Below are 18,689 nucleotides of genomic sequence, written 5' to 3' on the forward strand. Positions count from 1 at the left end.
GAAGGCCACCACGGACGCGGGTTCGTGGTGGCCTTCGGCGTACCCGGACACGGCGGGCGTCCTAGGGTGGGCCGGGTGCGGTGGGACGAGGCGTGGCGGGTCGTCCGGCACACCGGCTACGCCGGGGTCCGGCCCGATGTCCGGGCGCGGTCGGCCGGCCTGGCCCGGCTGCGGGCCGTCGCCGTGGTGGGCATCGGCCTCTGGGGCGGGTTCCTGGCGAGCCAGACGACGCCCGGGGGAACGGCCGCCCCGCTCGCGTTCGGGCTGGTGGCGGCGACGGTGGTACCCGCGCTCGTCGCCGTCCGTTCGCCGTTGTGGGCGTGGCGGCTTCTCCTCGTCCTGATCCTGGCCACGCCGGTGGCGTACCCGGCTTTGCCGCGGGTGTGGGGCTGGCCGTGGTCACCGGGTCTGGCGCTGACGGCCGCGCTGGTCTGGTTCCTGGTCGCGGCGGCCCACGCGCAGGCGGTCCTGGTCGTGGTCGGCGTGGTGTCGGCCGCCGCGATGGCCGTCTGGGTCGGCGACTGGCGGGACCTGGCGTTGCTGGTGGCCTTGATGACCGCGCTGCTGCTCGGCGGCAACGCGGTGCGGCAGCGGCGGGTCGCCGAACGGGAAAGCGCCGAGCAGCAGCGGCGGCGGGCGGCGGAGGAGACGAGGGCCGCCGTCCTCGAGGAACGCGCGCGCATCGCCCGGGAGCTGCACGACGTGGTCGCCCACCACATGTCCGTGCTCGCGCTGCGCGCCGATTCCGCGCGCTACCGCTTCCCCGGCCTGCCGGACGACCTGCGCACCGAGTTCGCCGAGCTGACCGGGACCGCGCGGGAAGGCATGGTCGAGATGCGGCGGCTGCTCGGCGTGCTGCGGACCGAAAGCACCGCCGGGCCGGTGGCGCCGCAGCCCGGTGCCAGCCGGGTGGCCGAGCTGGTGGAGCGGGTGCGTGCGCTCGGGGCCGTCTGCACCGTGCGGGTGCATGGTGACTTCGACGCGCTCCCGGCGGGCGTCGCGTTGTCCGCCTACCGGATCGTGCAGGAGGCGTTGAGCAACGCGGTCCGGCACGCGCCGGGGGCGGCGATCGAGCTGGAACTGCGGGTCGGCGCCGGTTCCGTGCACGCGGCGGTGCGCAACACCCCGGGTGGTCCCGCCCGGGCGGCGGGGACCACCGGGCACGGGCTGCTCGGCATGCGGGAGCGGACCGCGATGCTCGGTGGCACGCTGGTGGCCGGACCCACGGCCGACGGCGGGTTCGAGGTCGTCGCGGACCTGCCGCTGGACCACCAGGAGGACGTGTGATTTCCGTGCTCGTCGCCGACGACCAGACCATGGTCCGGCAGAGTTTCCGCGCCGTCCTCGACGCCCAGGACGACATCCGGGTGGCGGGCGAGGCCGCGGACGGGGTCGAAGCCGTGACGCGCTGCGCGGAGCTCTCCCCGGACGTCGTGCTGATGGACGTCCGGATGCCCGGCATGGGCGGTCTGGAAGCGGCCCGCCGCATCCTCGGTTCGAGCGGTGACGTCCGCGTGCTGATGCTGACGACCTTCGACATCGACGAGTACGTCTACGGTGCGCTTCGCGCGGGCGCCAGCGGGTTCCTGCTCAAGGACGCGCCGCTGGACGACCTGGTCGTCGCGGTGCGGGTGGTCGCGGCGGGCAATGCCCTGTTCGCGCCTTCGGTCACGCGCAGGCTCATCGGCGAGTTCGCCGTCCGCGGCCGGTCCGCCGAGACCGGCTCCCGGAGCGGCTCCGGGATCGCAGGCTTGACCGAGCGGGAGACCGAAGTCCTCCGCCTGGTCGCGAAAGGACTGTCCAACGCGGAGATCGCCGACGCGCTGGTGATCGCCGAGCAGACCGCGAAGACCCACGTCAGCCGGGTGTTCGGCAAGCTCGGCGCGCGCGACCGGGCGCAGGCGGTCGTGGCCGCCTACGAAGCGGGCATCGTGGTGCCCGGCCGGTAGTACCGGGGTAGCACCCGGGCGCGGCGGCCCTACCCGGGTACCACCGGAAGACGGCACTCCGGCACGACGACCGGGCGCGCGAGACCGATCATCGTGGCGCCATGGGGATCGAGCGGCGCACGGTGATCGTGGCGTTGACGGTGACGGCGGCCTTTGCGCTCGTCGCGGTGTCGTGGTGGGTGCTCGGCCGCCCGCTCGGCGTGGATTCCGCGGTGTACCGCGCCGGCGGGATCGCCGTGCTGCGCGGGGAACCCCTCTACGGGCACCTGTCGGCGCTGCCCGGCTGGGCGCCGGAGCTGCCGTTCACCTACCCGCCGTTCGCGGCGCTGCTGTTCACGCCGTTCGCGGCGCTGCCCGTGCCGTGGTGCTGGGGCCTGGTCGCGATGACCGCGGCACCCGCACTGGTGCTGGCCCTGCGCCCGTACGCACCGGGGGCGGCGGCACCGGCCGCCGCGTTCGCCCTCCAGCCGGTGTGGCAGACCGTCGGGCTGGGCCAGCTCAACCTGGTGCTGATGGCGCTCGTGGTCACCGATGTGCTGCGCCGGCGTGGCTCGGCGGGCGGCGTCCTCATCGGTCTCGCGGCCGCGGTCAAGCTGGTCCCGCTGATCTTCGTCGGGCACCTGCTGCTGACCGGCCGCCGGGCGGACGCGCTCCGCGCTCTCGGCACCTTCGGCGGGGCCACCGCGCTCGGCGCCGTGCTGCTGCCCGGCGATTCGGCACGGTATTGGACGTCCGCCCTGTTCAACGACCACTTCGCGCAGATGAAGGGCTGGGTGGGCAACCAGTCGTGGGCCGGCTTCGCGGCACGGACGCTCCCCGGGCAGGCGTGGCCGCTCGCGGTCACGGTCCTGCTCGTGGTGGGTGCGGCGATCGTCGTCCGATGGCGGCACCGGGCGGGCGACGACGGCGGGGCGTTGCTGGTCACCGCCGGGTGCGGGCTGCTGGTGAGCCCGATTTCCTGGACGCACCACTGGGTGTGGATCGCGCCCGCGCTCGGGTACCTGCTCGCCACCGGCCGCCGGTGGTCCGCGCTGCTCGTCGCGGTGGTGTTCACCGGCTGGACCGTGGCGGTGGTGCCCGGCGGCCAAGGCCGGGAACGGGCCTGGACCACCGGGCAGGCGATCATCGGCAACGCCTACCTGCTGGTCGCCGTCGTCGCGGGCGTGGCGCTCGTCGTGACAGCCCTCCGCCGGGCCCCGACTACGGTGTGAACTCGCCGAGGTGGTCCAGGACCACGAACTCGCTGCGCGGGCTCGCCGCCGCTACCGCCTTCCGCAGCGTCTCGAGCCCGCCGTTCGGATCGTGAGCCTGGCCCAGCGGCAGGTCGAAGTCGTCCCAGTGCGTTGCCGCCACCCAGCGCGGATGGCCCACCGTCCGCAGCAGCCTCGGGGCGTACTCCCGGACCTTCGCCCCGCCCGGCGGGAGCAGGACCACGTCCGGACGCAGCCCCGCCAGCTCGGACTCCACGTAGTTCGAACCGCCGAAGTCCAGCACGCTCGCCCCACCGCCGGACACCAGGTACGCCAGCGTGCCGCCCTCCAGCAGGTCGGAGATCACCCGCGGCCGATCACGGCGGGACAGGGGCCGGGTGCCCGGGAACGCCACCTGGGCGCGGGTTCCCGTGGCCGAATGCAGGGACCGCAGCACCCGGATCGAGTAGCCGTCGAACGTCAGGTCCTCGCCGCCCGTCGCGATCGACAGCTGGTCCTCCGGAGCGCCCAACGCGGCCATGAGACTCAAATGCGTCTCGGTGCCGATGACCGTGGCTCCGGTGCGTTTTGCCAGGTACGGGACGTCCGTCAGGTGGTCGTAGTGGCCGTGCGTCACCAGGATGTGGTCGGCCCGAAGGAAACCGCGGTCGAGGTAGCCGTCGATCAGGGCCCGGTTCACCGAGAGCGGCGTCCGGGGATCCGCGCCCGCCGGGGTGTACGTGCCGGTCTTGAACCGGGTCAGCCACGGGTCGATGAGGACCGTCTTCGGGCCGATGCGGATCTCCCAGCCGTTGTTCCCCCACCAGCGCAACGTCATCGTGGCAGCCCAAGCCGCGCGGGCGACCGCCGGAGCGCCCGCGAGCACGGCCGCCGCCGCGGCGCCCGCGCCGAACAGCCCGCGCCTGCTGATTCCTGTGTCCATGGCGGACACCCGACCACGAAGCACCCGGCGCTGTCCAAGATCACGACACCGCCCTATTGATACGCGAACGGCTATCGTCGCAGCGTGGACCACCTTCGCTCGCTGCGGTACTTCCTCGTCGTCGCCGAAGAACTCCACTTCGGACGGGCCGCCGAACGGCTCGGGATGGCGCAGCCGCCGTTGAGCCAGCGCATCAAGCGGCTCGAAGCCGAGCTGGGCGCGAGGCTGTTCGAGCGCGGCCGCCGCGTCACCCTCACCGAAGCCGGCGAGGTGCTGCGTGCCGAAGCCCGGGACCTGCTCTCCCGGTGGGATCGCATGACGGCGCTCGTCGCGAAGGCCGAACGCGGGGAGCTGGACAGCCTGCGCGCGGGCGTACCCCCGGACCTGCCCGGCCGGGTGCTGGCCGCGATCCTGACGAAGTTCGCCGAGCAGTGTCCGGCCGTCCGGCTGGACCTGCAGGAACTCACCACCGCCGAACAGGCCCGGCTGCTCGCCGACCGCGCCCTCGACGCCGGCCTGCTGCAGCTGCCGGTGGACGCGGCCGGGCTCGAGCTCGGCCCGGTCGTCGACACCCCGCTGGGCGTGCTGCTCCCCCGCGACTCGCCGCTCGCCCTCCGCGCCCGGCTGACCCTCGCCGACCTGGCCGGGGAAGGCCTGGTCCACGCCCCGCGCGCGGCCGCGCCGGGAAGCTACGACACGTTGCTGCGCACGTGCTGGGACCACGGCTTCCGCCCGGCCGCGATCCGGCACGCCCGCAACCCCGAATTCGTGCTCGGTCTGGTCCTGGCCGGGCACGGCGTGGCCTTCGAACCCGGCGCCCGCAAGGAGCCGCGGGTGGTGTGGCGGCCGCTCGAAGGCGAGGTGCTGCGGACCCGGATGGCCTTCGCGTGGCCCTCGACCACCCCGCACCCGCAGGCGGCGAAGCTGGCCGAGGTCGCGGCCGAAGTCCTCCGGCACGACGGTGTCTCGCGGCCGGCGCCGGAGCCGCAGGCGGCCCGGCCGTGGGACGTGTTCTACGAGCGCAGCTGATCGACCGCGACCCAGGTTCCACGGCCACGCCTGCCATTATGCCGCCATGGTGAGCTCCCTATCGCGAGAACGACGAATCATTACGTCGAGACCCATCAACGTTCCCAAAGCCGGTTTGCGACGCATGAAGACCACGACCCGGAAGGCCCGTCGACCACCCGCGCGACGGACGACTCGAGTCGTTGCCTCCCTGAACAAGTTCGCCGTCTGGGAGGGATGGATGCGGCTTGCGTCATTCGCCGCCGTCGTGACGTTGTGGTTCACTGCAAATAATGCCATGACAGGTCAGCAGCAGGCTCAGACTAGCCAATGGCAAGCTCAGCTTGCAGCACAGAGTCAGGAGGAAACAGCCCTGGCCAACGCCTACGGCCAGTTATCATCCGGGAACGCAGTCACGCGGGCCGCCGTCATCCAGAAATTTGCCCACCTCGAGTCCGAGATTCCCGGGGAACGGCAACACATCAACACCCTCGTTCGCAATTACCTCTGGGATGGCCTGCAGCCGAACAGGTGCACGCCGAGCGAGGAGATTCCCGTGGATGTCAAAGCGGCATTCGCGAGTACTTACGACGACTTCAGGATCATCGATTTCAACGACGGTGCCGATTGGGCCACCCTGGATTGCATGAAAAGGACGTCCGCCGACACACTGGAAGTGAAATGGCGAAACATAACCCTGAAAGGCCAATCCGGCTACGCCGAGGACTACTCGGCCACACTGCATATCGACAAGAACGTGTTGGGATTCGGCAAAACAAGGTTGTTCCTGTCGTGCAGCTGCTACGAGCTGAATTATTTCTCAACGAGAGGGGGAGTTGACGGCATGTTTTTGACAAAGACCGGTCCAGACGCGACAGAACCGTATCAGGCGAACCTCGAGCGCAACTGATCGACCGCCGCCCGGGCCGCGTCGCCGATCGCGCGGTCGATGTCCGGGCGCCGCAGTGTCTCCGCGCCGCCCGTCGTGAACACCGCGACCGCGTACGCGGCGCCGTCCGGATAGGTTGCGACGCCGATTTCGTTGCGGATTCCCGGCATCGTGCCCGTCTTGCCCGCCACCGCGACCTCCGGCGGGAACCCCGCGGTCAGCCGGTGCCAGCTGACCTGCGCGGACATCCACTCGCGGACCGGCGCACCCACCTCGTCCGCCCAGATCGCCGCCAGCAGCGCCGTCATCTCGCGCGGCGTGGTCGCGGACGTCCGCAGTGGATCCAGCGCCCGCAGCAGGCGGCCCGCCGCAGTGTCCTCGATGATCGTGCGCAGCACGTCCCGTGGCGCGCCGAGCACCGTCGTGCGCGTCAAGCCCAGCTCCGTCAGCAGCGACCGGACGTTCTCCACCCCGACGCGGTCGAACAGCAGGTCCGCGGCCGTGTTGTCGGACACCGTCAGCGCCAGCAGCGCCGCGTCCCGCAGGCTGTAGGAAACGTCGTCGGCGAACCCCGCCGATCCCGTGCCGCCCAGGCGGTCCGCCGCTGACGCCTGCACCCGGTCGGCCGGATCCAGCAGCCCGGCCGCGACCTGCCGGGCGAATTCATACGCCAGGGGCACCTTCACCACCGACGCCAGCACCACCGGCGAGTCGGCGTCCACGCCCACCGATTCGGACGAACCGAGGCGGCGGGCGTGCAGGAAGCCCCGCACGCCCGCCGCCTCGAAGAACCCGGGAAGACTCACACGGTCAGGATGGACCGCAGCCGCCCGACTTCGGCCATCCGGCGCTCGGCGAGGCGGTCGGCCGCCGTGGCCGGGGGTACGCCGTCCGTCTCGGCCAGTGCGAACACCGCCTTCGTCGTGTCGAAGATGGCCGTCGTCTTGCGCTTGGCGCGCTCGAAGTCGAAGCCGTGGCGCTCGTCGTCGACCTGGATCACGCCGCCCGCGTTCACCAGGTAGTCCGGGGCGTACAGGACGCCGCGGTCGGCGAGCTGCTTGTCGATGCCCGCGTGCGCGAGCTGGTTGTTCGCCGCGCCGCAGACGATGCGGGCGCCGAGCACCGGCACCGTTTCGTCGTTCAGGACACCGCCCAGCGCACACGGCGCGAAGACGTCCAGCTCGGCGCGCAGCAGGGTGTCCACATCGGACGCCACCTGCACGGAGGGGTAGATCTCGAGCGTGCGGGAGATCGCCGGGGCGTAGACGTCGGTGATCGTCACCTGCGCGCCCGCCTCGACGAGGTGCCCGACGAGGATGTGGCCGACCTTGCCGACCCCCGCGACGCCGACGCGCTTGCCGGCCAGGTCCGGGCTGCCCCAGACGTGCTCGGCCGAGGCCCGCATGCCCTGGAAGACGCCGAACGCGGTGAGCACGGACGAGTCGCCCGCGCCGCCGTCCTCGGGCGAGCGGCCGGTGACGTACCGGCACTCGCGGGCCACGACGTCCATGTCCTGCACGTACGTGCCCACGTCGCACGCCGTGATGTAGCGGCCGCCCAGTGACTGCACGAAACGCCCGTACGCGCGCAGCAGCGCTTCGGACTTGAGCGTCTTCGGGTCGCCGATGATGACGGCCTTGCCGCCGCCGAGGTCGAGCCCGGCCAGCGCGTTCTTGTACGCCATGCCCTTGGACAGCGCGAGGACGTCGTCGAGCGCGTCGGCTTCGGTGGCGTAGGGGTGGAAGCGCGTCCCGCCCAAGGCGGGGCCGAGCGCGGTGGAGTAGATGCCGATGATGGCCTGGAGGCCGCTGGCCTGGTCGTGGCAGTACACGACTTGTTCGTGCCCGGTGCCCCGGGCGAACACTCCTTCGGTCACGGGTGGTGACTCCTTTGTCATCCGCGCCCGGTTTCGTGGCCGGGACGCGCGTGAGGGTGGCCGGGAACCGGCGCCGGGCGGAGGTCGTCCGCCACTCGGCCGGGTCCCGGCACCAACCTAGATCTTCACCGTCCGCCGGACCAGTGCAGGTCCCGCCATACGGACCGGTAGCACGGAAAACAGGGGCCCCTGGCTCAGCCGCGCACCACCGTGGCGAGCGTGCCCATCGCCGTCTCCAGCTGGGTGTCGGAGAGGTACGGCGCCGGGCCGAAGCGCAGGTGGGAGCCGCGGCTGTCGGTGCGCACGCCGTGCGCGGCCAGTGCCGTCTGCAGCCCGGCGGCGTCGGCGCAGCGCAGCGCGAGGAACCCGCCGAGCAACCCGAGCGGCGTCTCGCGGTCGCGGGTGACGACGTCCTCCGGCAACCCGAGCTTGTCGAACACCTCCGCGAGCAGGCCCACCTGGTGCTGGGACACCTCCCGCAGGAACTCCGGGGTGAGCCCGTGCTCGGCGAAGAACCGCTGGACCCGGACGCCGCGGTAGTGGCTGGCCGGGTCGTAGGTGGCGCCGGCGAACCGGTCGCCGCCGGTGGCGTAGGGCACCCGGCCGGGGTGGCGGTCGTCGGCGAGGGCGCCGAACTCGGCGTACCAGCCGGTGATCACCGGCCGCAGCTCCTGGGCGTGCGCGGGCAGCCGCAGGAAGCAGTTGCCCTCGCCCAGCTGCAGGTACTTGTAGCCGCCGCCGAGCACCCAGGCGTTGGTGAGCCCGAGGTCGTGCAGCGCGAACGGGACGACGCCGAGCGCGTGGTAGGCGTCGACGACGAGCTCGATCGACCGGCCGCGGCAGACGTCGGCGAGGTGCGCCAGGCCGGGGACCAGCCTCGACGTCTCGAACAGCACGGCCGAGACGAGCACGGCGGCGGTGTTGCCGTCGACCTCGCCGGCGACCCGCTCGGCGAGCGTCGCCACCGGCTCGAGCGGCACCCGCACCACCTCGACGCCCTCCTCTTCGAGGCGGGCGAGCTGACGGCGGAGGGTGTGGAACTCGCCGTCGGTGGTGACCAGGCGCGGCCGCCGCGGCAGCTCCATCGCCGAGAGGAAGCGCAGCACCAGGTCGTGGGTGCTCGCGCCGAGCGCGTACTCGCCGTGCGGGTCGCCGAGCAGCAGGCGGAAGCCCGCGCGCAGCTGGTCCGCCTTCGCGAAGGCACGCTCCCATTTGCCGTCGGCGTCCCAGGCGGCGTCCGCGAAGGACTCCAGGAGCCCCTCCTCGGCGACGTCCGGCCAGGCCTGGTGCGAGTGCCCGGAGAGCAGGAGGCGGTCGGCCACCGCGAACCGGGTGTAGTGCGCGGCGAGGCTGTTGGCGTCCGCGCGCAGGTCGTCCAAAGTGGTCACAGTCGGCTCCGTACGGCCCAGAGATCCGGGAACATCGGCTGGAAAAGCGTGGTACGCAGGTAAGTCGCGCCGGATGATCCTCCCGTCCCGGTCTTGTCGCCGATGGTGCGTTCGACCATCTTCACGTGCCGGTAGCGCCACTCCTGCATCCCTTCGTCGAGATCCACCAGACATTCGGCGACGACCGAGGGTCCCCCGTCGTCGCTGTACACGTCCAGCAATATCGCCTGCAGGGCCGGGGACGGCTCCACCGGTCGAGTGACGTCTCGGTCACACTCGACCGCATAGCCAGAAACCTTGAGGTACGCGAGAAAAGAGTCGAACAAGGACGGTCGCGCCATCGCTTCGGCAATGCGTTTCCGCTGCTCGCCGTCCTCGGGGTAGTGCGCGAACACGCGCTCGTCGCGACGGCCGAGCACCGCCTCAAGCTCGCGGAACTGGGCCGACTGGAAGCCGCTCGAAGCGTCCAAACGGGCGCGGAAACTGGTGAACTGGCTGGGCGTCATGGTTTCCAGCACGTCGATCTGCGCGACGGCGACCTTGAGGATGGTGAGGATCCGGCGCAGGGTCCGGATGGCGTGCGCGGTGTTGCCCTTTTCCAGGTTCGCCTGGAGGAAGGCGGCTTCGTGCAGGATCTGCTTGAACCACAGCTCGTACACCTGGTGGATCACGATGAACAACAGCTCGTCGTGCTCGTCGGAACGCAGGCGCTGCGCGTTCAGCACTTCGTCGAGCCCGAGGTACGAGGTGTAGCTCAGGGCTTCCTGGGTCGCTTGGCTGGGTTCGGTCATCCCTTGGTCACCTCGTCGAAATGGCGCTGCGCGGGCTGCGCGAGCGCGGTGTACAGATCGTGGAACAGCTCGACCGCCGCGGCCCGGCGGTCCGGGGCCGGCACCAGGCCGGCGGGCAGTTCCGGGTCGAGCGACGGGAACATGCGGAAGGTGTGCACCAGGCGGGTGCGCACCTCGAAGGCCTCGGCGTCGGAGATCTCCTTCCCCGCGTACCCGCCGAACTGGCCGACGAACGCGGCGTACCGCGCGGCCAGGTCGTCGAGGTCCCAGGCCCGGCCGGCGAACCGGCGGACGTCGATGGCGGCCGACGGGCGGCCGAGCAGCAGCCCGGCGTGCTCGGTGACGTCGAGTTCGCCGAGCAGGGCGACGACCTCGGCCTCGCGGTCGTGCGGGGCGATCCAGGTGCCGTCGGAGTACGGCCCGAACCCGAGGAACCGCAGCCGCCGGACCAGGCGCTCCCTGGCCTGGCGGCGGCTCTCCGGGATGCTCTGCCACAGCACGGTCCACTCGCCCGCGGCGCGCTCGCGGCGGCCGAGGGAGAAGATCCGCTGGTCGCCGTCGGCGAGCAGCGCGATGGTGCGCCGGGTCAGCGAGTAGTGCACGGTGCGGCCTTCGCGGTGACGCCGCAGGAGGCCGCGGCGCACCAGGCGGGTGAGCGCGATCCGGGCGGCGCCGTCGGAGAAGCCCAGCTCGGCGAGCACCGCGACCAGGCCGCCCGACCACACCCGGCGGGTCTCGCGCGGGTGGACGTAGCTGCCCAGCAACGTCACGACCAGCTCCTGAGGGCCGGTTTCGAAGGCATCGGCAGTCACGGGCGCAACTCTATACACCCCAGGCCGCTGCGGTGTAGCTTGATTTGCGTGACGTACTTCGCGGACCTCACCTCGCCGCAGGTGGCGGCGCTGCCGGACGACGACCGCGTCCCGGTGCTGCTGCTTCCGCTGGGCGCGATCGAGCCGCACGGCCCGCACGCGCCGCTGGGCACGGACCCGCTGATCTCGCGCGGGATGTGCGAGCGCGCGGCTTCCCGCCTGGCCGCCGATTCCGAAGTGCACGTCCTGGTCCTGCCCGAAATCCCCTACGGCGTGACGCGGTTCGCGGCCGGGTTCGCCGGCGGCATCCACATCGGCGAGGAGACGCTGCACTCGCTGCTCGTGGACATCGGGGCTTCGCTGATCGGCCGGCGACTGCGGCGGATCCTGCTGGTCAACAACCACTTCGAGCCCGCGCACCTGGTCACCCTGCGGCGGGCGGTGGAGACGCTGAACTTCGCCTACGACGGGCGTGCCGCCCTGCTCGACCTGGTCCGGCGGCGGCACGCGGAGCGGCTGACCGACGAGTTCCGGTCCGGCGAGTGCCACGCCGGGCGGTACGAGACGTCGCTGGTGCTCGCCGACCGGCCCGAGCTGGTGGACCAGGCGCTGATGCGGACGCTGCCGCACGTACCCGTGAGCCTTGCTTCGGCGCCCGAAGACGGGGGCTTCCTCGCCATGGGGATGTCGGACGCCTACTGCGGCCGGCCCGCCGAGGCGACCGCGGAAGAGGGCGCGGAGACCTTTTCGACGTTGACCGACCTGCTGGTGGAAGCGATCCGGGAGCTGGCCCGTGAGTGAGCCGTTCAACCTCGCCACGCACTTCCTCGACCGGCACGTGGCTTCCGGCCGGGGTGACCGGACCGCGCTGTACGTCGGGGACCGTTCGGTCAGCTACGCGGCGCTGGCGGCGTTGGCGAACCGCGTCGGGAACGTGCTGCTCGACGCCGGTGTCCGCCGTGGACAGCGGGTGCTGCTGGCGCTGAGCGACGGCGACGAGTTCGTCGCGGCCTGGTACGGCGCGCAGAAGATCGGCGCGGTGACCGCCGAGGTCTACCCGTTCCTGCAACCCAAGGACTACGCGTACTACCTCGGCTACACCGAGGCCGTGGTGGTGCTCGCGGACGCCGTCACGCTGCCCGCACTGCGCGAAGCGGGGGCCCGGAACCTCCTGGTGACCGGCGTCCCCTCGGCGGAGCTGCGCCCCGGCGAACGTCCTTTCCGGACACTCGTCGACGCGGCGCCGGACACCCTCGAAGCGGCACCGACCACTGTGGACGACGTCGGGATCTGGAAGTTCACCACCGGCAGCACCGGCGCGCCCAAGGCGTGCGTGCACCCCCTGCGCAGCCCGCTGGAGAGCTTCGAACGGTACGCCGTCCAGGTGCTCGGCCTGCGGGAGGACGACAAGGTCCTGGCCGTGCCGAAGCTGTTCTTCGGCTACGCGCGTGATCTGGTGGCGCTGTTCCCGTTCGGCGTCGGCGCCGCCGGTATCGCGTTTCCCGAGCGCAGCACCGCGGACCTGGTGTTCGAGCTGATCGCCCGCCATCGGCCGACGGTCCTGGTCAACGTGCCGACGATGATGAGCGCGATGGTCGCCCACCCGGCGGCTTCGGAGCAGGACCTGAGCTGCCTGCGGATGGCGACGTCGGCGGGCGAGGCGCTGCCGCCGGAGCTGCACCGCAGGTGGGACGCGGCCTTCGGCGTGCCGGTGGTGGACGGGATCGGCTCGTCCGAGGCGTACCACATCTACCTGTCGAACCGGCCCGGGCGAGCTCGCGCCGGCACGCTGGGCACGGAGGTGCCGGGGTACACCGCGCAGGTCGTCGACGAACTCGGGGAACCGTTGCCGGACGGGGAAATCGGGCCGCTGCGGGTGACCGGACCGACGATCGCCTTGGAGTACTACGGCGATCCGGAGAAGTCGGCGCGGACGTTCGACGGCGACACGCTCACCTCCGGCGACCTCTTCAGCCGCGATCCGGACGGGTACTTCCGCCACCACGGCCGGGCCGACGCGCTGCTCAAGGTCGGTGGCGTGTTCGTCGCGCCCGGCGAAATCGAGGACTGCCTGCTCGGGCACGCCGCCGTGGTCGACTGCGCGGTGGTCGGGCACGAGGCCGACGGCCTGGTCGTCCCGCGCGCGTACGTCGTGGTGCGGTCCCCGGTGTCGGCCGACGAGCTCAAGAACCACGCGAAAGCCCACCTGGCCAAGCACAAGTACCCCCGCGAGGTGGTCTTCATGCCGGAACTCCCCCGCACCGCCAACGGGAAGCTCGACCGGCGCGCGCTGGCGGCCCGCCCGTGAGCCGCCTGGTCGTGGTCACCGGCGGCACCCGCGGCATCGGCGCGGCGATCGCCGACCGGTTCCGCGCGGCCGGGGACACCGTGCTGGCGCCCGGCCGCGCGGACTGCGACGTCACCTCCGAGGAAGCCGTGGCCGAGTACTTCGCTTCGGCAGGCCCGGTGGACGTGCTGGTCAACAACGCCGGCATTTCCTCCAGCGCGCCGGTCGCCCGGACTTCGCTGGCCGACTGGCAGTCGCAGTTCGAGGTGAACGCAACAGGAGCGTTCCTTTGCACGCGCGCGGTGCTGGCCGGAATGCGGTCGCGCGACCGCGGCCGGATCGTCACGGTGGCGTCGACGGCTTCGCACGTCGGCTACCGCTACACGGCGGGGTACACGGCGTCGAAGCACGCGGCGGTGGGCCTCATGCGCGCGGTGGCGGCGGAGCTGACCGGCACCGGCGTCACGGCGAACGCGGTGTGCCCGGCGTTCGTCCGCACCGACATGACGGCGACCTCGGTGGAGCGGATCGTCGCCCGCTCCGGACGGTCCACTTCGGACGCGGAAGCGGCACTGGCGGCGGCGTCCCCGCTGGGCCGGCTGCTGGAGCCGGCCGAAGTGGCGTTCGCGGTGTCCTTCCTGGCGGCCCCGGAAGCCGCCGCGATCAACGGCCAGACCCTCGTACTCGACGGCGGAGGAATCCAGTCATGAGCCCGTTCCGTGCCACTGCCCCGCTGACCCGTGAGTGGGAGCACTTCGCCTTCGCCGTGTCCGACGGGGTGGCCACGGTGACGTTCACGCGTCCTTCGAAGCTCAACGCGCTGACGTTCGACGTGTACGCGGACCTGCGGGACCTGGTCATCGAGCTCCCGCAGCACGAGGACGTCCGGGTGCTGGTGATCACGGGCGAAGGCCGCGGGTTCTGTTCGGGCGGTGACGTCGAGGAGATCATCGGCGAGCTGCAGAAGTTCGAGACGGCGGAGCTGCTGGAGTTCACCCGCATGACGGGCGCGGTGGTGAAGGCCCTGCGCGAGTGCCCGATCCCGGTGATCGCGGCGGTGAACGGCGTGGCGGCGGGCGCGGGCTCGGTGATCGCGCTGGCGAGCGACTTCCGGCTGCTGGCGGAGTCGGCGAAGTTCGCGTTCCTGTTCACGAAGGTGGGTTTGGCCGGGGCGGACATGGGGTCGGCTTATCTGTTGCCGCGGCTGGTCGGCCTGGGCCGCGCGACGGAGCTGCTGATGCTGGGCGACAAGGTGACGGCATCGCGGGCTTCGGAGATCGGGTTGGCTTCGCAGGTGGTTCCCGATGCTTCGCTGGCCTCTGAGGCTTTGGCGCTGGCGCGCCGGCTGGCCGACGGCCCGGCGCTCGCTTACGCGACGACGAAGGTGCTGCTGACCCGCGAGCTGGACATGGACCTGGGTTCTGCGATCGAGCTGGAGGCGATCACCCAGGCGCTGCTGATGACGGCGAAGGACCACAAGGAGTTCTACGCGGCCTGGACCGCGGGGCGGGAGCCGCGCTGGACGGGCCGCTGAGCCCGCTCAAGGCCTGAGCAGCTCGTCTGCTTGGCGACGCCGGCCCGCCGCGCGATCGCCTCGACCGTCAGCGCGGCGAACCCGTGCTCGCACACCAAGCTGCTCATCGATCCCGGCCACAACCGGACCCGCTTCGGCGGCCCGGACGCCCCGCTGGACCCCGCGGAAAGCATCCCGGCGGTCGTCGACGTCCTCGAGTCCGCGAAGGGGCCCGGGCTGCGGTTCCTGGACCGGCACGGCGAAACCGTCCCGCGGTGACCCCGATCCGGACGTTGCTCGGCGTCACCCGACGGCCGGCGTCACCGCGATCGCCGACTCCTCCAACGACCCGAAGTAGAGCTGCCCCTGCCACTCGCGGACGCCCACCAGCATGTGGAACCCGTCGATCTCGCCGCGCAGCTCCCGCACGACCTTCCCGTCCGGTGCGACCCCCAGGACACCCACCTCCCGCCCCGGGCTGGGCTGCAGCGACGTCGGCAACCGGCGGACCCCCGCCCGCAGGAACGCCGGCAGCCGGCGCACCACGTCCAGTGCCGCCACCTTCGGGGACGCCTGGGTGATCCAGATCAGCCCGTCCGTGCCCGTCGAGATGTTGTCCGGGAAGCCCCACAGGCCGTCGACGTAGACGTCCGTGCGGCCGTCGGAAAGCCACACCCTCGACACGCGGCACGCGCCCGTCTCCGCCACCGCCACGAAGGACTCGTCCGGGGCCAGCGCGACGCCGTTCGCGAACTGGAGGCCGTCGAGCAGCAGGTCGATCGCGCCGTCCGCGGAGCGGCGCAGCAGGCGGCCGCCCGCCGTCTGCTCGATCAGGTCGTCGCGCCAGTTGTCGATGCCGAAGCGGCGGGAGGAATCCGTGAAGTAGATCGTCCCGTCGGACGCCACCGCCGCGTTGTTGCAGAACACGAAGTCCAGGCCCAGCGCCGAAGTGGCCAGCACCGAGGGCGAACCGCCCGCCAGCGGGACCACCAGCAGGCCGGCCCGCGCGTCGCAGACCAGCAGCTCGTCTTCGCCGTACAGCTCCAGCCCGAGCGGGCGGCCGCCGGTGTCGGCGACGACGTCGATGCGCCGGCCGTCCGGCGACAGGCGCAGGATCCGGCCGTCGTCGACGCCGGTGTAGATCCGGCCCTCGGCGTCGACGACGACGTCCTCCGGGCCGTGGCCGTTCACCGGGTACAGCGTGACCTCGCCGAACCGCATCGGTGCCTCCTAGCGATAGGTGAGCAACGAGGCCGCGTCCGCCTCGAAGTGCGGGTGCTCGTTGAAGGACAGCATCGTGACGCCGCCGCGGCCGGACACCAGCTTGGTGATCCCGCCGTTGACCGTGACGCGGTTGAGCTTGAGCAGCCCGGCTTCGGGCGTCCCCAGCAGGGCACCGCAGATCGTCGCGATCACGCCGCCGGAGGTGAACACCACGGCGTGCTCGCCCTTGCCCAGCGACGCCACCAGGTCGGCCAGCGCTTCCCGGCACCGGGCGAGGAACGCGGGCCAGGTCTCGGCGCACGGGCCGCCGGCACCCGCCGACGTCCACGCCGCCAGGGCCGCGTCCAGGACGCCCTGGTAGGCCCGCGAATCCTCCTGCGGCGCCCCGCCGGCGTGGTGCAGCGCGATGTCGACGTGGTCGTACTCGTTCCAGCGCGGGTCCTCGACCACCGGGACGTCGCTGCCGAGCACCTTCAGCGCCGTCGCCGCGGTGTCGCGCTGCCGGGCCAGCGAGCCGGACCGGACCTGGCTGAAGACCACCCCGCGCCGCACCAGTTCCGCACCGACCACAGTGGACTGTTCGAAGCCGCGCGGGGACAGCGCGTCGTAGTCCGCCGCGCCGAAGGACGCCTGCCCGTGCCGGACCAGGTAGATCGCGCCCACTACACGCTCCCCTTCGCGATGATCTCGCGGCAGCGCCAGTCGAGGTAGTTGACGAACTGCCAGAAGTCCTTGAACGCCGGGTTGCGGGTGGCGCCGTCGTGGTACCGGCGGTACAGCTGCTGCAGCACCGCGGCGAGCCGGAACAGGCCGTAGACCTCGTAGAACCGCCAGTCGCCGACCGCCAGCCCGGTCTTCTCGGCGTAGCGCGCGACGAACTCCTCGCGGGTGAACATGCCGGGCAGGTGGGTCGGCTGGCGGCGGCTCGTGTGCATGACGCCGTCGTCGCCGGCCTGGACCCAGTAGGCCAGCATGCTGCCCAGCTCCATCAGCGGGTCACCGAGGGTGGCCATCTCCCAGTCGAGGACGCCGGTGATGTTCAGCGTCGCCGGGCCGTCCAAGACCAGGTTGTCGAGCCGGTAGTCGTTGTGGATCAAGCAGATCTTGACCTCACCGGGCTGGTTCGCGGCCAGCCACGCGCGCACTTCGGCGAAGTCGCCGACGTTGTCCGTGCGCGCCGCGACGTACCGCTCCGACCAGCCGCGGATCTGCCGCTCGACGTACCCGGCGCCCTTGCCGAGGTCGGCGAGACCGGCCTTTCCGACGTCGACGGCGTGCAGGTCGACCAGCCGGTCGACGACCTTGCCGGACAGCTCGCGCGCCTGCTCCGGCGTCAGCGTCATCCCCGGCGGCAGGTCGCCGCGCAGGATCAGGCCGTCCAGCTTCTCCATGACGTAGAAGTCGCCGCCGAGCACGGCCGGGTCGTCGCCGAACGCCACCATCCGCGGCACGTACGGGAAGACGGGCTTCAGCGCGTGCTGGACGCGGTACTCGCGCCGCATGTCGTGCGCCGAGGCCGCTTTGTGCCCGGCGGGCGGGCGGCGCAGGATCAGCTCCCGGTCCGGGTACGTCAGCAGGTACGTCAGGTTGGACGCGCCGCCGGGGAACTGCCGGACGTGCGGCGGCTCGTCGCCGAGGCCCTCGACCTTCGCGCTCAGCCAGGCGTGCACCGCGCCCGCGTCGAAGGCGTCCTCCGCGCGGACCTCGACCGGGGCGTTCACGAGAACTTCCGCAGCAGCGCGGCCGGCACCACGCGCATGACGACGCTCAGCGGCACCCACGGCCACGCCGGGACGTAGGCCCGGGCGCGCTCGGCCTCGATCGCCTTGGCCAGCGCTCGGGCGCCGGTGCCGGCCTTGGCCAGCAACGGGTTCCGGCCGATCCGGTCGTTCATCTCCGACTCGATGTAGCCGGGCCGCACGTCGGTGACGGCGATGCCCTGGCGCTTCAGCTCGATCCGGGTGCCGTCGACGAACGCCGAGATCCCGGCCTTCGACGCGGCGTACGCGGTCAGCTTGCCCGGGAACGGGCGAAGGGCGCTGAACGAGGAGATGACGGCGAGGTGGCCGGCGCCCTGCTCACGGAAGATCCCCGCGGCGGCCTCGATCTGGGCGGCAGCCGCGACGAAGTTGACCTCGAGGGTCTGGCGGTTGGCATCGAACCGCCCGGTGCCGACCCGCTGCCCCTTCCCGAGCCCGGCGTTCACAATCACCCGGTCGAGGGACCCGAGGTCGGCGCGGAACTCCTCGAAGACGGCGAACACGCGGTCGTGGTCGGTGACGTCGAGGGTGCGCGTGACGACCTTGATCCCCGGGTGCGCCCCGGTCAGCTCGGCGGCCAGCTTCTCGAGCCGTTCGGTGCGCCGGGCGCACAGCGCGAGGTTGCGCCCCTTCGCCGCGAACTGGCGGGCCATGCCTTCGCCCAGCCCGCTGCTCGCGCCGGTGATGAGGATGTTCTGCCGGAGGACCATGAGGGGAGCCTACCCGCTGGTAACAAGACCGGTGGCCCGGCGCTGGGGGCGTCGCCGGGCCACCGGTCATCGCGCGGTCACCTCGGCCGGTCGCACAACTCGGCCGGGTGAACCGGAGCCGGAACCGCTCGCGCGGCCGGTCACACCTGCGCCCGGGTGGGCCGTGAGGGGGAGGCGGTGCCACCGGCGCAGGCAAGTCATACAAGCGCGTCGGCCCAGGCCGGGGCAATGGTTCACAGTTGCCAGTACTAGCCCGTTCGCCCGAGTGGCGGCCCCGGCGGCACGGCCGAAGAGGGGGGCGGAGACCGCGTGGAAAACTGCTAACGTGCTCCGTGTCGGGGATCGTCGG

General features: G+C 71.9%; 21 protein-coding genes. 10 read left to right on the top strand and 11 right to left on the bottom strand.

The window, feature by feature from the left end; translation table 11 throughout:
- Window positions 1–75: 75 nt before the first annotated feature.
- The 3 genes from ACWDN5_RS09495 to ACWDN5_RS09505 all read left to right on the top strand — a co-directional run bounded on the left by ACWDN5_RS09495 (window position 76) and on the right by ACWDN5_RS09505 (window position 3,160).
- Complete coding sequence (locus ACWDN5_RS09495) at window positions 76–1,287, top strand: sensor histidine kinase (RefSeq protein WP_449675789.1); 1,212 nt, start codon at window positions 76–78, stop codon at window positions 1,285–1,287.
- Window positions 1,284–1,949, top strand: a complete 666-nt coding sequence (locus tag ACWDN5_RS09500; protein ID WP_449675790.1) for a response regulator — start codon at window positions 1,284–1,286, stop codon at window positions 1,947–1,949. The genes ACWDN5_RS09495 and ACWDN5_RS09500 overlap by 4 nt, the downstream gene beginning before the upstream one ends.
- Window positions 1,950–2,050: 101 nt before the next feature.
- On the top strand, window positions 2,051–3,160 hold the full coding sequence (locus ACWDN5_RS09505; RefSeq protein WP_449675791.1) for a glycosyltransferase 87 family protein: 1,110 nt from the start codon (window positions 2,051–2,053) through the stop codon (window positions 3,158–3,160).
- Here the strand turns inward: ACWDN5_RS09505 and ACWDN5_RS09510 are convergent.
- On the bottom strand, window positions 3,150–4,082 hold the full coding sequence (locus ACWDN5_RS09510; RefSeq protein ID WP_449675792.1) for an MBL fold metallo-hydrolase: 933 nt from the start codon (window positions 4,080–4,082) through the stop codon (window positions 3,150–3,152). The genes ACWDN5_RS09505 and ACWDN5_RS09510 overlap by 11 nt on opposite strands.
- A gap of 84 nt (window positions 4,083–4,166) precedes the next feature.
- Here ACWDN5_RS09510 and ACWDN5_RS09515 point away from each other — a divergent pair, with 84 nt between their 5' ends.
- Window positions 4,167–5,111, top strand: coding sequence for a LysR substrate-binding domain-containing protein (locus ACWDN5_RS09515; RefSeq protein WP_449675793.1), 945 nt, complete (start codon window positions 4,167–4,169; stop codon window positions 5,109–5,111).
- 124 nt (window positions 5,112–5,235) lie between these two features.
- The gene (locus tag ACWDN5_RS09520; protein WP_449675794.1) at window positions 5,236–6,000 is read left to right on the top strand and encodes a hypothetical protein; all 765 of its coding nucleotides are present in this window, start codon (window positions 5,236–5,238) and stop codon (window positions 5,998–6,000) included.
- Here ACWDN5_RS09520 and ACWDN5_RS09525 read toward each other — a convergent pair.
- From ACWDN5_RS09525 to ACWDN5_RS09545, 5 genes are all read right to left on the bottom strand, one after another.
- Window positions 5,976–6,785: a serine hydrolase gene (locus ACWDN5_RS09525; protein ID WP_449675795.1), complete on the bottom strand. Its 810-nt coding sequence runs from the start codon at window positions 6,783–6,785 to the stop codon at window positions 5,976–5,978. The genes ACWDN5_RS09520 and ACWDN5_RS09525 overlap by 25 nt on opposite strands.
- On the bottom strand, window positions 6,782–7,855 hold the full coding sequence (locus tag ACWDN5_RS09530) for a Glu/Leu/Phe/Val dehydrogenase dimerization domain-containing protein (protein WP_449675796.1): 1,074 nt from the start codon (window positions 7,853–7,855) through the stop codon (window positions 6,782–6,784). The genes ACWDN5_RS09525 and ACWDN5_RS09530 overlap by 4 nt, the downstream gene beginning before the upstream one ends.
- 194 nt (window positions 7,856–8,049) lie before the next feature.
- On the bottom strand, window positions 8,050–9,243 hold the full coding sequence (locus ACWDN5_RS09535; RefSeq protein ID WP_449675797.1) for a kynureninase: 1,194 nt from the start codon (window positions 9,241–9,243) through the stop codon (window positions 8,050–8,052).
- Complete coding sequence (locus tag ACWDN5_RS09540) at window positions 9,240–10,034, bottom strand: tryptophan 2,3-dioxygenase (RefSeq protein ID WP_310971297.1); 795 nt, start codon at window positions 10,032–10,034, stop codon at window positions 9,240–9,242. Before ACWDN5_RS09540 ends, ACWDN5_RS09535 begins: the two co-directional genes overlap by 4 nt.
- Window positions 10,031–10,846, bottom strand: a complete 816-nt coding sequence (locus tag ACWDN5_RS09545) for a PaaX family transcriptional regulator (protein WP_449675798.1) — start codon at window positions 10,844–10,846, stop codon at window positions 10,031–10,033. The genes ACWDN5_RS09540 and ACWDN5_RS09545 overlap by 4 nt, the downstream gene beginning before the upstream one ends.
- 48 nt (window positions 10,847–10,894) lie before the next feature.
- Here ACWDN5_RS09545 and ACWDN5_RS09550 point away from each other — a divergent pair, with 48 nt between their 5' ends.
- The 4 genes from ACWDN5_RS09550 to ACWDN5_RS09565 are packed head-to-tail and all read left to right on the top strand — an operon-like array spanning window position 10,895 to window position 14,667.
- Window positions 10,895–11,647: a creatininase family protein gene (locus ACWDN5_RS09550; protein WP_310971295.1), complete on the top strand. Its 753-nt coding sequence runs from the start codon at window positions 10,895–10,897 to the stop codon at window positions 11,645–11,647.
- Window positions 11,640–13,154, top strand: a complete 1,515-nt coding sequence (locus ACWDN5_RS09555; RefSeq protein WP_449675799.1) for a benzoate-CoA ligase family protein — start codon at window positions 11,640–11,642, stop codon at window positions 13,152–13,154. Before ACWDN5_RS09550 ends, ACWDN5_RS09555 begins: the two co-directional genes overlap by 8 nt.
- Window positions 13,151–13,843 (top strand): SDR family NAD(P)-dependent oxidoreductase, encoded by a 693-nt coding sequence (locus ACWDN5_RS09560; protein WP_310971293.1) that lies wholly within the window; start codon window positions 13,151–13,153, stop codon window positions 13,841–13,843. Before ACWDN5_RS09555 ends, ACWDN5_RS09560 begins: the two co-directional genes overlap by 4 nt.
- A complete protein-coding gene (locus ACWDN5_RS09565) occupies window positions 13,840–14,667 on the top strand; it encodes an enoyl-CoA hydratase family protein (RefSeq protein WP_449675800.1) in 828 nt (275 codons plus the stop codon). The genes ACWDN5_RS09560 and ACWDN5_RS09565 overlap by 4 nt, the downstream gene beginning before the upstream one ends.
- Here the strand turns inward: ACWDN5_RS09565 and ACWDN5_RS09570 are convergent.
- Window positions 14,619–14,762 (bottom strand): TetR family transcriptional regulator, encoded by a 144-nt coding sequence (locus tag ACWDN5_RS09570; protein ID WP_449675839.1) that lies wholly within the window; start codon window positions 14,760–14,762, stop codon window positions 14,619–14,621. The genes ACWDN5_RS09565 and ACWDN5_RS09570 overlap by 49 nt on opposite strands.
- Here ACWDN5_RS09570 and ACWDN5_RS09575 point away from each other — a divergent pair.
- Window positions 14,698–14,925 (top strand): hypothetical protein, encoded by a 228-nt coding sequence (locus ACWDN5_RS09575; RefSeq protein ID WP_449675841.1) that lies wholly within the window; start codon window positions 14,698–14,700, stop codon window positions 14,923–14,925. The two genes, ACWDN5_RS09570 and ACWDN5_RS09575, sit on opposite strands and share 65 nt — an antisense overlap.
- 24 nt (window positions 14,926–14,949) lie before the next feature.
- On the opposite strand, the gene ACWDN5_RS09580 is transcribed toward ACWDN5_RS09575, so the two are convergent.
- Genes ACWDN5_RS09580 through ACWDN5_RS09595 form a run of 4 tightly spaced genes read right to left on the bottom strand, consistent with a single transcriptional unit; the run spans window position 14,950 to window position 18,340 of the window.
- A complete protein-coding gene (locus tag ACWDN5_RS09580) occupies window positions 14,950–15,867 on the bottom strand; it encodes an SMP-30/gluconolactonase/LRE family protein (protein WP_449675801.1) in 918 nt (305 codons plus the stop codon).
- A 9-nt stretch (window positions 15,868–15,876) separates the two neighbouring features.
- On the bottom strand, window positions 15,877–16,533 hold the full coding sequence (locus tag ACWDN5_RS09585; RefSeq protein ID WP_449675802.1) for a histidine phosphatase family protein: 657 nt from the start codon (window positions 16,531–16,533) through the stop codon (window positions 15,877–15,879).
- Window positions 16,533–17,591 (bottom strand): phosphotransferase family protein, encoded by a 1,059-nt coding sequence (locus ACWDN5_RS09590; protein WP_310971289.1) that lies wholly within the window; start codon window positions 17,589–17,591, stop codon window positions 16,533–16,535. The genes ACWDN5_RS09585 and ACWDN5_RS09590 overlap by 1 nt, the downstream gene beginning before the upstream one ends.
- Complete coding sequence (locus tag ACWDN5_RS09595; protein WP_449675803.1) at window positions 17,588–18,340, bottom strand: SDR family oxidoreductase; 753 nt, start codon at window positions 18,338–18,340, stop codon at window positions 17,588–17,590. The genes ACWDN5_RS09590 and ACWDN5_RS09595 overlap by 4 nt, the downstream gene beginning before the upstream one ends.
- Window positions 18,341–18,689 lie beyond the last annotated feature (349 nt).

Source organism: Amycolatopsis sp. NPDC003731, assembly GCF_053586895.1.